The following is a 14,720-nucleotide window of genomic DNA, read 5'->3' as shown; positions in this document are numbered from 1 at the left end:
GGTCCTGACGGCCCGCCGCGAGGAAGCTCTCCAGCATCACACCGACGATGCCCTTCTCGCCCGCGACGAGCCGCTCGGCGATGTCGGTGACGACGTCGACCTGCTTCTCGTGGTTCTTGCTGCTGTTGCCGTGGCTCGCGTCGATCACGACGCGCTCGGGCAGACCGGCCTTGCGCAGGCGGGCCATGGTGTCGGCGACCGTCCCGGCGTCGTAGTTGGGGCCGGCGGAGCCGCCGCGCAGGATGACGTGGCAGTCGGGGTTGCCGACGGTCTCGATGAGCGCGGCCTGCCCGTCGAGATCGGTGCCGGGGAACACGTGGCTCGCGGCGGCGGCGCGGGTGCCGTCGACGGCCACCTGCACGTCACCCTCGGTGGAGTTCTTGATGCCGACCGGCATGGACAGGGCGCTGCACAGTTGCCGGTGTACCTGGCTGGCCGCGGTGCGGGCACCGATCGCGCCGTAGGTGACCAGATCCGCGTAGTACTGCGGCAGGATCGGGTCGAGGAACTCGCACCCGACCGGCAGTCCGAGGCCGGACACGTCGAGCAGCAGCTTGCGGCCGATGCGCAGACCGGTGTTGATGTCGTAGGTGCCGTCGAGGTGCGGGTCGTTGAGCAGGCCCTTCCACCCGAGGGTGGTGCGCGGCTTCTCGAAGTACACCCGCATCACCACGTGCAGGTCGTCGCGCAGATCGTCGGCCTTGGCGGCGAGGCGGCGCGCGTAGTCCATCGCGGCGGCGGGGTCGTGCACCGAGCACGGCCCGACCACGACGAGCAGCCGGTCGTCGGTGCCGTCGAGGATCGCCACGGTGTCGGCGCGGCCCGAGCGCACGGTGGCGGCGGCCACCTCGTCGGGGGCGTGCTCGCCGCGGACGACGGCCGGGGCGACGAGCGGGCTGATCCGCACGGTCCGCTGTTCGTCGAGATTCGCGGTGGAGATGGAGGTGCTGGTGGTCATCGGGGTTCGGTTCCTGTTCCCGGGCCGACCCTGGCTGAACCTGAAAGATCCCAGCGAGCCGGTCCGTGTCCGGCTCGTAGGTGGAAGAAGTCAGCGCGCGGTTACGCCGACCGACCCACCCCGGGCCGGCCTGCTAAACCAGAAATATGCACGCTGCATGACGGACACCCTACCCGAGCCCCCGCGGGGGTGCACATCGGGGGCCCGGGGCGAGTCCGCATTGCCAGCGCGACGGCGCCGACCCCCCTACGGTCGGAACGAACCGAGAACACTGCCCGTACCGCCGAGACGATCGCCGAGGTGTTATGCCGCTCGAAGGTTCACACGAGTCCAGGGACCGGTCGAACGAACCGGAACACACAGCCGACGGCCATCTCGTCGAGGCCCAGTCCGAGGACTTCTCCCATGCCAGAAACCTCGCGGTGGATCCCGACTGGTTCAAGACCGCGGTGTTCTACGAGGTCCTGGTGCGCGCCTTCAACGACTCGAACCACGACGGGACGGGTGATCTGCGCGGGCTGACCGAGAAGCTCGACTACATCGCCTGGCTGGGCGCCGACTGTATCTGGCTGCCACCGTTCTACGACTCCCCGCTGCGCGACGGCGGGTACGACATCCGGGACTTCCGGGCGGTGCTCCCGGAGTTCGGCACCGTCGACGACTTCGTCACGTTCCTCGACGAGGCGCACAAGCGCGGTATCCGCGTGATCACCGACCTGGTCATGAACCACACGTCCGACACGCACGCGTGGTTCCAGGAGTCGCGTACGGACCCGGACGGCCCGTACGGCGACTTCTACGTGTGGTCCGACACCGACGAGCGCTACCCGGATGCGCGCATCATCTTCGTCGACACCGAATCCTCCAACTGGACGTGGGATCCGGTGCGCAAGCAGTACTACTGGCACCGGTTCTTCTCGCACCAGCCGGACCTGAACTACGACAATCCCGAGGTGCAGGACGCGATGATCGACGTCCTGCGCTTCTGGCTCGACCTGGGGATCGACGGGTTCCGGCTGGACGCGGTGCCCTATCTGTTCGAACGCGAGGGCACCAACTGCGAGAACCTGCCCGAGACACACGCGTTCCTGAAGAAGTGCCGCGCGGTGATCGACGCGGAGTATCCGGGCCGGGTGCTGCTGGCGGAGGCGAACCAGTGGCCCAGCGACGTGGTGGAGTACTTCGGCGAGCCGGAGGTCGGCGACGAATGCCACATGGCGTTCCACTTCCCGCTCATGCCGCGCATCTTCATGGCGGTGCGGCGCCAGAACCGGTTCCCCATCTCCGAGATCCTCGCCCAGACACCGCCGATTCCGAGCAGTGCGCAGTGGGGCATCTTCCTGCGCAACCACGACGAGCTGACCCTCGAGATGGTCACGGACGAAGAACGTGACTACATGTATGCCGAGTACGTCACCGACCCGCGGATGCGGGCGAACATCGGCATCCGGCGCCGGCTGGCCCCGCTGCTCGAGAACGACCGCAACCAGCTCGAGCTGTTCACGGCTCTGCTGTTGAGCCTGCCCGGCTCGCCGGTGCTCTACTACGGCGACGAGATCGGGATGGGCGACAACATCTGGCTCGGCGACCGCGACGCCGTGCGCACGCCGATGCAGTGGACACCCGACCGCAACGCGGGCTTCTCGCGGGCGGACCCCGCGCGGCTGTACCTGCCGACGATCATGGATCCGACCTACGGCTACCAGTCCGTGAACGTCGAGCGGCAGATGAACTCGACGAACACGCTGCTGCACTGGACGCGCCGGATGATCCAGGTCCGCAAGCAGCATCCGGCGTTCGGCAAGGCCGCCTTCACCGAATTGGGCAGCGCCAACCCGGCCGTCCTGTCGTACCTGCGGGAGATGCCGCTCGGCCCGGACCGCAACTACAGCGACGTCATCCTGTGTGTGAACAACCTGTCCCGGTATCCCCAGGCCGTCATCCTGGACCTGTCCCGGTTCGCAGGGTGGATTCCGGTGGAGCTCACCGGTTCCGTCCCGTTCCCACCGATCACGGAGGAGGGGTACATGATCACCCTGCCCGGTCACGGTTTCTATTGGTTCGCGCTGCAGCCCGATCCGACGAGGGAAGGCGTCGGCGAACATCCGGTGAGCAGCGAAGCCGAGGCGGCGGTGCAGCCATGAGGGATCCGAACGTGCAGCACTACTCCGATGCGGAGCTCGAGGCCCTGCTGGCCGAGTGGCTTCCCCACCAGCGTTGGTTCGCCGCCAAGGGCAGAACCGTCGCCGCCGTCCGGATCATGCTGCGGGAACCGCTCACCGACACCCCCGCGTTCGGAGCGGACCACCTGCTGGTGACCGTCGAGTTCGAATCCGACGCCGAGCAGATCTACCAGGTGCCGCTCGGGTATCGCCCGCACCTGCCCGACGAGCTGGCACCCTGGGCGCTGCCGCGGCCCGACGGGAGCGGCGACGACCGCCCCCACGCCTACGACGGCCTGCGCGACCAGGAGATCATCGACCTGTACGCGCACTCGATCGCCACCGGGCAGGTGTACGGCCCGGTCGAGCTGCACACCGTGCCCGGCACGGTCATCGAGGAGGGACTGCGCGGGCGGGCGCTCAGCGCCGAGCAGTCCAACACCTCCGTCGTGCTGGGCGAGCAGTTGCTGCTCAAGCTCTTCCGCCGGATCACTCCGGGCGTCAACCCCGACGTGGAACTGCACCTCGCGCTCGGCGAGGCGGGCTGCCGGTCGGTCGCCCCCGTGCGCGCGTGGATCGACGCCGAGATCGGCGGCGTGCGCACGACGCTGGCGATGGTGCAGGACTTCGCGGCCAACTCCGCCGACGGCTGGTCGATGGCTCTGGGCAGCGTGCGGGACCTGCTGCTCGAGGCCGACCTGCGGGCGGACGAGGTGGGCACGGACTTCGCCGGCGAATCGCAGCGGATGGGCGCGGCCGTGGCCGAGGTGCACGCGCTGCTGGCGCAGTCCCTCGGGACGTCGCAACGACCCGTCGGCGAGATCGTCGACGGCATGCTGCGCCGCCTGGACGCGGCCGGTGCCGTCGTACCGGAACTGGCGGAATTCGCCCCGGCGGTGCGGGAGCGGTTGGCGGAGGCGGCGGCCACCGGCACGACCACGGTGCAGCGGGTCCACGGGGACCTGCACCTCGGGCAGGTGCTGCGCACCCCGGAACACTGGCTGCTCATCGATTTCGAGGGCGAGCCCGCCAAGTCCCTCGACGAACGGCGGGAACCGGACAGCGCCCTGCGCGACGTGGCGGGGATGCTCCGCTCGTTCGACTACGCGGCCCACCACTCCCTGCACGATGCGACGTCGGAGGCCGCCGCCGCGCAACGCGAGTTCCGGGCGCAGGAATGGGCGCAGCGCAACTCCGCCGCGTTCTGCGACGGCTATGCGGGCGCGTCCGGCGCGGATCCGCGCGAGTCGGCCGCGCTGCTGCGCGCGTACGAACTGGACAAGGCCGTTTACGAGGTGGTCTACGAGGCCCGCCACCGGCCACAGTGGATCCGGCTGCCGCTCAACGCGATCCGTCGGCTGGTGCAGGCGACGTAGGGCTGTGGCCGTCGGTGGTATCCGCCAGGGGATCCTCACCCGAGGGTGCCGGGTCGTCGAGTCCGCCCCGATGCGGCCGGTGGACCGGGTCGATCGCGGCCGCCCCCCGGTCCGGGGAGGACCCTTTCCGGCGTGGTCGGCGCAGGTCCACGGAGGACCGGTGCCGGCCCGCGGCGGGTGTCGACCGGCCTCCCGCGGTGGCCCGGTGGCGCGGGCCCCGGCCCTCGGACCATCCGTGCATGATGCGTCGGTGCAGGCGTGCCAGGGGTGCCGGCGCCCACCAGTTCGCGTCGCCCATCAGCTTGATCAGTGAGGGAACCAGCAGCATGCGGACCAGCGTGGCGTCGATGACGAGGGCGAAGATCATTCCCAGTCCGATGAACCGCATGATCGTCATCGGGGAGAGCGCGAAGGCCGCGGTGACCGTACCGAGTATCAGCGCGGCGCAGGTGACGACACGACCGGTGAGGGCGGTACCGGTGTGCACCGCCGTCTCGGTCGACGCCCCCGCAGCATGCGCTTCGACCATCCGCGACATCAGGAAGATCTCGTAATCGGTCGACAGGCCGAACACGACGGCGAGGATCAACACGACCAGGGTGGGCTGGACGGGCTCCGGAGCCACACCGATGAGACCGGCGCCGTGTCCTTCCTGGAAGATCCAGGTCAGCAGCCCGAAGGTCGCCCCGAGGCTCAGTCCCGCCATGGCGACCGCCTTGACCGGCAGCACCACCGTGCCGAAGGCCAGGAACAGCAGCAGCAGTGTCGCACCCACCATGACGGCGATCATGGTGGGCAGCGCCTCGGTGATCGCGTGATTGTTGTCGGCCTCGAGGGCGAACGGTCCGCCGACCTCGATCCGGGTTCCTGCCGGCGGCGCCAGCTCACGCAGTGCTGCGACGGCCGCGTTCGCGCGCTCGACGTCCGATCGGTCGGTCACCGCCGCGGAGATGACGGTGAAATCCGAGGTCGTGGCGATGGGCTGCGCACCGGTGACCCCGTCGACGGCATCGGCCTGTGCCACGAACCCGAGGCTCGCATGCAGGGGCGGGGGCGAGCCGGCTGTTCCGTGCACCAGGACGGTGATGTCGCCACCAGGTGACCGAAATTCCTGGACCAGCTGTTCGGTGGCCGCGCGAACCGGATTGCCGGGCGGCAGCGAGGTGTAGCTGATCGAGCCGAACCGCGTCAGAACGACCGGGGCCGCGAACACCACCAGCACGAGGATGATCGGGACTGCGACGCGCAGCGGATGGCGCATCACCCGGTCGGCGACGGCTCCCCAGAATCGGTGGGCTCGCACCTCGCCGCGCTCGACCGCCCCGCGGCGCCAGGTCAGACTGTTGATCCGGGCACCCAGAACGGCCAGGGCCGCGGGCACGGCGGTCAAGGACAGCAGGGCCGCGCTGAGGGCGGCCGAGATGGCGCCCAAACCCAGCGACCGGATCACCTCCTGGGGAAAGACGAGCATTCCGGCGAAGGCACATACGAGCAGCAGCGCGGAAAAGCACACGGTGCGGCCCGCGGTGAGAACGGTCCGCCGGACCGCGTCGTTCGGCGAGGCGCCGGAGCGGAGTTCTTCCCGGAACCGACTGACGATGAACAGTCCGTAATCGATGGCCAGACCGAGACACAGAAGGGAGGTGACGTTGAGGGCAAAGGCATTGACCGCGGTGAACATGGTCAGCAGCCGAAGCGTCCCGAGCGCGCTGAGCACCGACAGCGCGGCGACGAGAACCGGCACCGCCGCGGCGGTCAGTCCGCCGAAGATCATCACCAGCAGAATCAGGGTCAGCGGAAGCGACACCGACTCGGCGACGACGAGGTCGGTCTTCAGTTGCGTGTTGAACGAATCGTCGACCACGGTCTTGCCGGTCAGCTGGGTGTCGACTCCGGGAACCTGCAGCACGGACAGCAGATCGTGGTACGGCGGCCGATCACCCGACCCGGAATGCTGCAGGGTCACCGTCGCGAGCGCTCGGGTGCCATCGGCGGAGCGCAAGTACGGTTTCTCGACCACGGGCACCGTCCAGTAGGTGTCGACGCGCTCGACCCGGGTGCGATCGAGAGCGGCGAGGTGCCCGGCCACCTCGGGTCCGATGTCGTCGATGCTCTGCCCGGGTGGGGCGGTGTAGATGGCGACGATGTCCGGCTCCCGGCGGCCGAGGTGCTCCTCGACCTGGTGCGTGACGTGCGCGGCTTCGCTCCCGTCGTCGAGGAAGCCCTCGAACCTCAGATGGGGGAAGACCCCCAGCCCCCATGCGCCGCCGAGCACCAGCGCGGTGACGGTCACGATCAGCACGAGCCACCGGCGTGCGAGAAGAAGTGCGGCCCAGCGGGTCATGGCCGTGGCGGAGGCCGGGTCGGGGACGTCGACATCGTCATCGTGCGACCTGATGGACGGCGGCAGCGAACAGGCGTGGTGACCGCGCAGCCAGCGGCACGATGACAGGGCCGAGGCGGGGTTGCCGACGCGCCCACAGCAGGGAGGAGGTCAGCAGGCGTGAGCGCCGCGACGCCCGCGACCATGCCCGTTCGTAGCGTGCCGGTTGCCCGCATTCGAGGCACTGCACAAGGGCGCGTGCGCATTTCAGAGCGACGTCGATGCCTTCGCCGGTGATCGCGTCCACGTATCCGGCCGCGTCGCCGACGAGCAGCACACGGCCCGCGACGCGGGCCCTGGCGTCCTGACGCATCGGTCCCGCCCCCCGGACGGCGGTCGCCGCGGTGTCGGGGAGCCGCTGGGCAAGGGCGGGGAATTCGGCCAGCTGCCGGGCGAACGACCCGCGGGTAGCGGAGAGCAGCGCCACGCCGACGAGGCGGGGACCGACCGGGGTGACGTAGGCCTCGCGGTCGCGGGCCCAATGCACTTCCACGAAGTCGGTCCATGGGGCCACCTCGAAGTGCCGGCGTAACCCCCACCTGTGGTGACCGGACGGTGGGCGGTCCAGGCCCAGCTGCCGTCGGATGGCGGAGTGCAGCCCGTCGGCCGCGACGAGGTACCGCGCCGTGGCGCCTGCGGCCGTCACGCACCGGGCATCCTGCGTGATCTCGGAGACCCGGCGCTGCAGCACCGGAACACCTCGCGTCACGACCTCGGACTGCAATGCTGCCTGCAGATCGGTGCGGCGCACCCCCAAGCCGTGGCCGTCGCGGAAGACGGCCTCGGCCCGGCAGTGCCCGTCCGTGTACCGGATCCCCCGGAGGGGATGTCCGTCGACCGGCACACCGAGTTCGCGCAGGCAGGCGACCGCGCCCGGCATCAGACCCTCCCCGCAGGCCTTGTCGATCGGCGACGGCCTCGACTCGATCACGACCGTATCGAGGCCGGCCCGGGCGGAATACAGGGCCGTGGCCAGCCCGGCGGGGCCGGCGCCGACGACGATCAGGTCATGCATCGCGCACCAGTTCGCGCAGGGCGGCGTTCTCGGCGCGGATCCGCACCCGAAGTACCACGGCATCGAGCGCAGTGAAGGTCACCGCGGTCACCCACGCGGAGTGGACGAGCGGCAGTGCCGCACCCTCGACGACGACGGCCACGTAGTTGGGGTGCCGGAGCCGGCGGTACGGCCCACGGCGGATCAGGGGCAATCCGGGCACGATCACGATGCGGGTGTTCCAGCGGTGTCCGAGGGTGAGGATGCACCACCATCTCAGGCACTGCGACGCCAGGACGAGTGCCAGCATCGGCCGGCCGAGAGCCGGCACGTACCGGCGGCCGACGCCGAACGTCTCGATCAGGCATCCGGCCAGCAGCCCCGCGTGCAGTGACGCCATCACCGGATAGTGTCCGCGGCCGCTCTCCCGGCCCCCGCGCTCCATGCTCCACGCCAGGTTCCGCCGGGACACCACCAGCTCGGCGAGCCGCTCCGTGGCGACCGCGGCGACGAGCAGGAGATAGAACATGGCGTCCGCGCTACCACTCGAGGAGGACGAGTTCGGAGCAGAACCCCGGCCCCATGGCCATCATGAGCCCCGGAGTGCCCGGTTCCGGGGGGCGCTGTTCGAGCGTGTCCCGCAGCACGTGCAGGACCGACGACGAGGACAGGTTCCCCACCGCGGCCAGCGACCGGCGGGTCATCTCCAACGCCTGCGACGACAGACCGAGCACGGACTCGACCGCGCGGATCACCCTCGGCCCTCCCGGATGGCAGACCCAGGCGGTGATGTCGTCCGTCCGCAATCCGTGTTCGGCCAGGAACGAGCGGACGTCCGCACCGAGGTACTTTTCGATCACGGCGGGCACCTGGGCATCGAGGACGATCTTCAGGCCGCTCGACCCCACATCCCACCCCATGGTCCGCTCGGTGTCCGGGTACAGGTGGCTGCGCGACGCGATCACCCGGGGCCCGCGCGCCCGGGTCCGTTCGGCGCGCCGGGCACCGACGGCCGCCACCGCTGCCGCACCGTCGCCGAACAGCCCGGTCGCCACGAGATTGGCGATGGAGTGATCGTTGCGCTGCACCGTCAGCGAACACAGTTCCACGGACAGCAGGACGGCCACGTCGTCGGGGTGCCCGAGCAGATAGTCGTACAGACGCGCTGTTCCCGCCGCACCGGCAACGCACCCGAGCCCGAAGATCGGCACCCGTTTGACGTCGGGTCGCAGCCCGACCCGATACGCGATCCGGGCCTCCATCGACGGGGCGGCGACACCGGTGACCGTGGTGGACATGATCAAGTCCACCTCGTCGGGTCGAATCCCGGACTGGGCGAGCGCGCCGGTCACGGCGGCCGCACCCAACTCGATCGCACCTTCGATGAACGTGTTGTTGCAATCGTCGAAGTCGTGCAGCTCCGGATAGCGCTCGAGCGGGCGCACCAGGTGCCGCGTCCGGACCTCGGCATTGGCGTGCAGCCGCTGCAGCAACCTGATGTCGCCGTCCTCGCCGAGGCAGTAGTCGGCGAACATCTTGGTGAGCTCGGCCTGAGCGTAACGGTGCGGTGGTACGACGCCGCACACCCCCGCCAGCGTCGTCCCCTCGACGAGGGGTTTCGGTGTGGAGCGCTGCCCCGGAGCGGCCCGGGGGTCTGCCTGCAGGTTGACGATGCTCATGAGTGACTCCTCGCATCGCGCGGCTTGTGGCGCCGCGCCACTTACCCAGCTCGACACTTGTCCGGGATCGGGAGCCTCGATAGCCACCCTAGGGGTGAGAAGTGTGACCCTGGGGTGAGAGCCGGGAGCGCGGGGACGTCCGGTTCGGAACCCGGAACGGCGTCCCGCCGCCGGGGCCACGTCTTCGGAGCGTGCGGCCGCTATGGGACGTGGGCGCCGGACCGAACGATCATCTCTCGGTTGGGGATGCCGGTGCAACTGCTCGGATGTGCAGTCCCGTGTCGGCGAGCGGAGGTGGGCCGGTGGCGGTGCGGGCGAAGCGGCGTGACCTGTCTGCGCTGCGGCCTCATGCGACGTCTGCCGGTCAATTGCCTTCCATCGTGCGAATGGGACTGCGCGGCGCCGAAATATCCGGCAACCCGGGCGGGGTGAGATTCACGATGACTCCCTCGAACCAGCGCCCGTTGCCGATGATGTTCGTGTACATGCGGATGAAGGGGTAGTACAGCTCCAGCGCCCGGTTCAGGTCGTCGTTGCGGGCGTCGAGGATCTGCACGACGCCGCGGAGTTGTTCGAGTGCCGGTCCGATGGTGGCTTCGTTGTCGCGCACGAGTCCGGTCAGTTGCCGGGACAGGCGCTGGGTTCCGGTGAGCAGCTGGGAGATCGCCTGCTGCCGGCTGTTCAGTTCCCCGATGAGCAGTCCGGCGTCGGTGATCAGTTGAGTGAATTCGGCATTGCGGTCGGCCAGCACCCCTGTGGTGTGCTCGGTCGCGTCGAGCAGTCTGCGCAATTCTCGGTCGCGGCTCGCGATGGTCTGTGAGAGTCGGGTGACGCCGTCGAGGGAGGCGCGGATGTCGTCGGAGGTGTTGTCGAATGCCTGGGACAACACCGTCAGGCTCTGGGCGAGTTGGGTGGAGTCGATCTCCCCGATGGTCTGTGCCGCCGCCGAGAAGGCCTCGAGCACGTCGTAGGGAGACGTGGTGCGGTCGCGTGGGATCACCTCCCGCGGATTCAGGACCTCGGAGCCACGGGGGTCGAGGGCCAGGTACTTCTGCCCCAGGATCGTCTTGATCTGTATGGAGGCGGAGGTGTTGTCACCGATCCACGCGTCCTTGGCTCCGAACGTCACCTCGACGTGGTCGCCTTCGAGTTCGACCGACATGACCTTGCCGACCTTGACACCGGCGATCCGGACTTCGTTGCCAGGTCTCAGGCCCGCTGCTTCGGTGAACTCGGCACGGTAGAGGGCGCCGGCTCCCAGGAGCGGTAGCGAATCGAAGGAGAAGACCGCCAGCGTCGCCAACAGCATCACGAGGATGGCGAGGGCCCCCACCGCGGCCGGGCTGCGAGGTTCGGCCATGGCGTCTGCAACTCCTCCTCGTCGACCGCGATCCGCGTCTCCCCCTGCTGCACATCCACCTGGGCGGCTCCTTCGTTGCGACCCCGGGCCCGCACGGGATCGCAGACCGCTGCCCAGTCAGTGTGATCACTGTCACTGCGGGTGACAAGTTGCGCGCCCGGACAACGGACAAATGCCGCAGGGGCCGGTGGAACAGGGCCGCGTCGCCGACGCCCGGTCGGAGCCGGGCTCGACGACGACCCGCGGACCCGTTGCACAGCACGCGGGGCGGTGACCGGTTCCGGTCACCGCCCCGCGTGCCTGCGCGTCGGTGGCAGCGTCAGCGCACCATCAGGTCCAGTTCGTCGTCGGCGACGTCGACTCGGACCTGCCCACCCTCGACGAGCACGTCGTCGAGCAGCAGGTCGGCGATGCGGTCGTCCACGGCGCGCTGGATGGACCGGCGCAACGGCCGCGCCCCGAACTCCGGCTGGTGGCCGTGCTCGGCAATCCAGTCGACGGCGGCCTCGGTGAACTCGATCTCGATTCCCTTGGCGTGCAGTCGCTTGCGGCTGTCGTCCAACAGCAGGTCGGTGATCCGGTGCAGCTGCTCGGTGTCGAGCCTGCGGAAGATCACGATCTCGTCGATGCGATTGAGGAACTCCGGCCGCATCGACTCGCGCAGACGACCCATCACCCGGTCCCGCAGCGGCTTCTCGGCCGCCTCGGCGTCCCCGGTGCTGAAGCCCAGCGCCCCGCCGCGGCTCGAGATGATGTCCGAGCCGAGGTTGCTGGTCATGATCACCACGGTGTTGGTGAAGTCGACCGTGCGGCCCTGGCCGTCGGTGAGCCGGCCGTCGTCGAGCACCTGCAGCAGGGTGTTGAACACGTCCGGGTGCGCCTTCTCGATCTCGTCGAGCAGCACGACCGAGTACGGGTTGCGCCGCACCTGCTCGGTGAGCTGACCCGCCTCGCCGTAGCCGACGTAGCCCGGGGGCGCCCCCACGAGGCGGCTGACGGTGTGCCGCTCGCCGAACTCGCTCATGTCCACCCGCAGCATCTTGCGTTCGTCGCCGAACAGCACCTCCGCCAGCGCCTTCGCCAGCTCGGTCTTGCCGACGCCGGTGGGACCCAGGAACAGGAAGCTGCCGACCGGCCGATGCGGATCGCTCATGCCGGCGCGGCTGCGCCGCACGGCCCGGGCCACGGCCCGGACGGCCTCGTCCTGCCCGACGACGCGCCGGTGCAGTTCGTCCTCGAGGCCGCGCAGCCGCTCCTTCTCCGCCTGGGTCATCCGCGTCGCCGGGATGCCGGTGGCGCGGGAGACGACCTCGGCGATCAGTTCCGCGGTCACCTCGGGCACCTCGGCACCGGCGGGGGCGCCGGCATCGAGACGGGCCTGCACCTCGGTGATCTGGTCGCGCAGTCGCGAGGCCTGCTCGTAGCGTTCCGCCGCGACGGCCCGGTCCTTGTCGGCCTCGAGCCGGGCCAGCTGCTCGCGCAACGCCTTCTCGTCGACGCGCGGTGAGCGCAGCCGCAGCCGGGCACCGGCCTGGTCGATCAGGTCGATCGCCTTGTCGGGCAGGTGCCGGTCCGGCAGGTACCGCACCGACAGGTCCACGGCGGCGTCGAGCGCGTCGTCGGTGTACCGCACACCGTGGTGTTCGGCGTAGCGGTCCCGCAGGCCGCGCAGGATCGCGACCGCGTCGTCGTGGCCGGGTTCGCCGACGGTGACCGGCTGGAAGCGGCGCTCGAGCGCCGGATCCTTCTCGATGTGCTTGCGGTACTCGTCGAGCGTGGTGGCGCCGACGATGTGCAGTTCCCCGCGGGCGAGCTTGGGCTTGAGAATGTTGCCGGCATCCATCGCGCCTTCGTTGCCGCCGCCCGCGCCGACGACGGTGTGGATCTCGTCGACGAAGACGATCAGCTCGTCCGAGTGCGCGGCGATCTCGTCGAGCACCTTGGTCAGCCGCTCCTCGAAGTCGCCGCGGTACCGGGTGCCGGCGACCATACCGGTCAGGTCGAGCTGCACGATCCGCTTGCCGCGCAGGCTGTCCGGGACGTCGCCGTCGACGACGCGCTGGGCCAGACCCTCGACGATCGCGGTCTTGCCGACACCGGCCTCACCGACCAGAACCGGGTTGTTCTTGGTGCGGCGGGAGAGGATCTCGACGGTCTGCTCGATCTCGTCGGCACGGCCGATGACGGGGTCGATGCCGCCGCCGCGGGCACGCTCGGTCAGGTCTACGCCGTACTTGTCCAGGGTGGGGGTGGCGGACTGCTCCTGCGCCGCCTCGGCGGGCGCGGCGGGCTGCAGGGCGGCCTGGAGCGACTGAGCGGTGATCCCGGCCGAGACGAGCAGCCCTCCGACCCCGTGTTCCTGGTCGGCGGCGAGGGCCACGAACAGGTGCTGGGGTTCGATGTAGGTCGCGCCGAGGGCGCGCGTGAGCTGGTGCGCCTCGAGCAGCACCGTCTTGATCGCGCCGGTGAGGGCGGGAGCGGTGACCGCGGTGCGGGTCTGTTCCTGCGGGAGCCGTTGCTCCACCGCGGCCAGGACCTCGGCGGGATCGGCCCCGGCGCGGGTCATGACCGACCGGACCGGGTCCTGTTCCGCCATCACGTGCAGGACGTGGAGCGCGTCGAGGTCCGTGTCGCCGCGTTCGGCGGCGAATCGGGCCGCAGCGGCCATGAGTTCCTGGGTGCCACGGCTCAGGTAGCGGGTGATGTCGATACGCCCAGGGCCACCAGGCCCGAAGAATGCCGGCATTCCGAAGCCTCTCTCTCGGACTTGAGTCTTTCTCACTCAACTAACGTGTCGGGTCCCCTGTCAATTCCACAGATGGTGTGATGTGCGCCATATCCTTGAGGCCCGAATTTCAGTTGTGCACAACATAGCGGTGCGCTACTTTATTTCTCGTGTCCGACGATCTCGCGCTCGACCGGCAGGTCTGCTTCGCGCTCTACTCCGCCTCCCGGGCCACCACCGCCGCCTACCGCGGCATGCTCGACCGGCTCGGCGTCACCTACCCGCAGTACCTCGTACTCCTGGCCCTGTGGGAACAGGAAAGCCGCGGGGACCACAGCGGCCGCGGCGTCCGCGACCTGTGCGACGCCCTCGACCTCGACACCGGCACCCTCTCCCCGCTCCTCAAGCGGCTCGAGAGCGCCGGACTGCTCGAACGCCGGCGGCAGAGCAGCGACGAGCGCCGCGTGCAGATCCACCTCACCGAGGCCGGGCGCGAGCTGCGCGCCCGCGCCGAGGACATCCCCGCGCGCATGGCCCGCGCGAGCGGCCTCGCGGCCGACGAGCTGGCCGCCCTTCGCGACACGCTCCACCGCATGACCGAGGCGCTGCACCGCCCCGAAACACCCGATCCCCATCCCGCCACCCCACAGGAGAAGCCATGAACGTGCTCTACACCGCCGAAGCACTCGCCACCGGAGAGGGTCGCAACGGCCGCGCCCGGACCTCCGACGGCAAGCTCGACCTGGGCCTCGCCATCCCCACCGAAATGGGCGGCACCGGCGAGGGCACCAATCCCGAGCAGCTCTTCGCCGCGGGATACGCCGCCTGCTTCCACTCGGCGCTGCAGCTCGTCGCCCGGCAGGACAAGGCCGACGTCGCCGACTCGGCGGTCGGAGCACGCGTCGGCATCGGCCGCACCGACGGCGGCGGCTTCGGCCTGAAGGTCACGCTCGAGGTGTCGCTGCCCCACGTGCCGCGCGCACAAGCCCTCGAACTGACCGAGAAGGCCCACCAGGTGTGCCCGTACTCGAACGCCACCCGCGGCAACATCGAGGTCGACCTCGAGGTCACCGAGGACTGACC

The 14,720-nt window shown here is 69.7% G+C and carries 11 protein-coding genes; 4 read left to right on the top strand and 7 right to left on the bottom strand.

Annotated features, from left to right (window positions below):
• On the bottom strand, window positions 1-958 hold a 958-nt coding region (locus CQZ88_RS22545; RefSeq protein WP_102800337.1), incomplete at its 3' end, for a 3-deoxy-7-phosphoheptulonate synthase.
• Window positions 959-1,263: 305 nt separating this feature from the next.
• Here CQZ88_RS22545 and treS point away from each other — a divergent pair.
• Both treS and CQZ88_RS22535 read left to right on the top strand, forming a co-directional pair.
• Window positions 1,264-3,102 (top strand): maltose alpha-D-glucosyltransferase, encoded by a 1,839-nt coding sequence (gene treS / locus CQZ88_RS22540; RefSeq protein WP_006946891.1) that lies wholly within the window; start codon window positions 1,264-1,266, stop codon window positions 3,100-3,102.
• Window positions 3,099-4,496 (top strand): hypothetical protein, encoded by a 1,398-nt coding sequence (locus tag CQZ88_RS22535; RefSeq protein ID WP_180987064.1) that lies wholly within the window; start codon window positions 3,099-3,101, stop codon window positions 4,494-4,496. Before treS ends, CQZ88_RS22535 begins: the two co-directional genes overlap by 4 nt.
• Here the strand turns inward: CQZ88_RS22535 and CQZ88_RS22530 are convergent.
• From CQZ88_RS22530 to CQZ88_RS22505, 6 genes are all read right to left on the bottom strand, one after another.
• Entirely contained in the window at window positions 4,462-6,840 is a 2,379-nt protein-coding gene (locus tag CQZ88_RS22530; protein WP_065922951.1) for an MMPL family transporter, read from the bottom strand. The two genes, CQZ88_RS22535 and CQZ88_RS22530, sit on opposite strands and share 35 nt — an antisense overlap.
• Window positions 6,841-6,877: 37 nt before the next feature.
• Window positions 6,878-7,894, bottom strand: a complete 1,017-nt coding sequence (locus CQZ88_RS22525) for an NAD(P)/FAD-dependent oxidoreductase (protein WP_029541754.1) — start codon at window positions 7,892-7,894, stop codon at window positions 6,878-6,880.
• A complete protein-coding gene (locus CQZ88_RS22520) occupies window positions 7,887-8,402 on the bottom strand; it encodes an isoprenylcysteine carboxyl methyltransferase family protein (protein ID WP_006946895.1) in 516 nt (171 codons plus the stop codon). Before CQZ88_RS22520 ends, CQZ88_RS22525 begins: the two co-directional genes overlap by 8 nt.
• A gap of 10 nt (window positions 8,403-8,412) precedes the next feature.
• Window positions 8,413-9,552, bottom strand: coding sequence for a type III polyketide synthase (locus CQZ88_RS22515; protein WP_232334103.1), 1,140 nt, complete (start codon window positions 9,550-9,552; stop codon window positions 8,413-8,415).
• A 364-nt stretch (window positions 9,553-9,916) separates the two neighbouring features.
• Complete coding sequence (locus CQZ88_RS22510; RefSeq protein ID WP_006946898.1) at window positions 9,917-10,912, bottom strand: MCE family protein; 996 nt, start codon at window positions 10,910-10,912, stop codon at window positions 9,917-9,919.
• Between the two features lie 319 nt (window positions 10,913-11,231).
• A complete protein-coding gene (locus tag CQZ88_RS22505; RefSeq protein WP_029541747.1) occupies window positions 11,232-13,658 on the bottom strand; it encodes an ATP-dependent Clp protease ATP-binding subunit in 2,427 nt (808 codons plus the stop codon).
• 149 nt (window positions 13,659-13,807) lie between these two features.
• Between CQZ88_RS22505 and CQZ88_RS22500 the strand changes: the two genes are divergently transcribed.
• Together CQZ88_RS22500 and CQZ88_RS22495 are read left to right on the top strand one after the other, a co-directional pair.
• Window positions 13,808-14,299 carry a MarR family winged helix-turn-helix transcriptional regulator gene (locus CQZ88_RS22500; protein ID WP_006946904.1) on the top strand — a complete coding sequence of 164 codons (492 nt, stop codon included), beginning with the start codon at window positions 13,808-13,810 and terminating at the stop codon, window positions 14,297-14,299.
• Complete coding sequence (locus CQZ88_RS22495; RefSeq protein ID WP_050034692.1) at window positions 14,296-14,718, top strand: organic hydroperoxide resistance protein; 423 nt, start codon at window positions 14,296-14,298, stop codon at window positions 14,716-14,718. Before CQZ88_RS22500 ends, CQZ88_RS22495 begins: the two co-directional genes overlap by 4 nt.
• Window positions 14,719-14,720: the final 2 nt, after the last annotated feature.

The organism is Rhodococcus sp. ENV425 (genome assembly GCF_002887785.1).
Taxonomy (GTDB): domain Bacteria; phylum Actinomycetota; class Actinomycetes; order Mycobacteriales; family Mycobacteriaceae; genus Rhodococcus; species Rhodococcus aetherivorans.
This window is presented reverse-complemented; position numbering and strand designations above follow the sequence as displayed.

What these genes read in the sequence shown, in the direction of transcription:
- CQZ88_RS22515 (WP_232334103.1), bottom strand. Translation starts at nt 9,552, where the DNA reads ATGAGCATCGTCAACCTGCAGGCAGACCCCCGGGCCGCTCCGGGGCAG.
- CQZ88_RS22495 (WP_050034692.1), top strand. Translation starts at nt 14,296, where the DNA reads ATGAACGTGCTCTACACCGCCGAAGCACTCGCCACCGGAGAGGGTCGC.
- CQZ88_RS22530 (WP_065922951.1), bottom strand. Translation starts at nt 6,840, where the DNA reads ATGACCCGCTGGGCCGCACTTCTTCTCGCACGCCGGTGGCTCGTGCTG.
- CQZ88_RS22535 (WP_180987064.1), top strand. Translation starts at nt 3,099, where the DNA reads ATGAGGGATCCGAACGTGCAGCACTACTCCGATGCGGAGCTCGAGGCC.
- CQZ88_RS22510 (WP_006946898.1), bottom strand. Translation starts at nt 10,912, where the DNA reads ATGGCCGAACCTCGCAGCCCGGCCGCGGTGGGGGCCCTCGCCATCCTC.
- CQZ88_RS22505 (WP_029541747.1), bottom strand. Translation starts at nt 13,658, where the DNA reads ATGCCGGCATTCTTCGGGCCTGGTGGCCCTGGGCGTATCGACATCACC.
- CQZ88_RS22525 (WP_029541754.1), bottom strand. Translation starts at nt 7,894, where the DNA reads ATGCATGACCTGATCGTCGTCGGCGCCGGCCCCGCCGGGCTGGCCACG.
- treS (WP_006946891.1), top strand. Translation starts at nt 1,264, where the DNA reads ATGCCGCTCGAAGGTTCACACGAGTCCAGGGACCGGTCGAACGAACCG.
- CQZ88_RS22520 (WP_006946895.1), bottom strand. Translation starts at nt 8,402, where the DNA reads ATGTTCTATCTCCTGCTCGTCGCCGCGGTCGCCACGGAGCGGCTCGCC.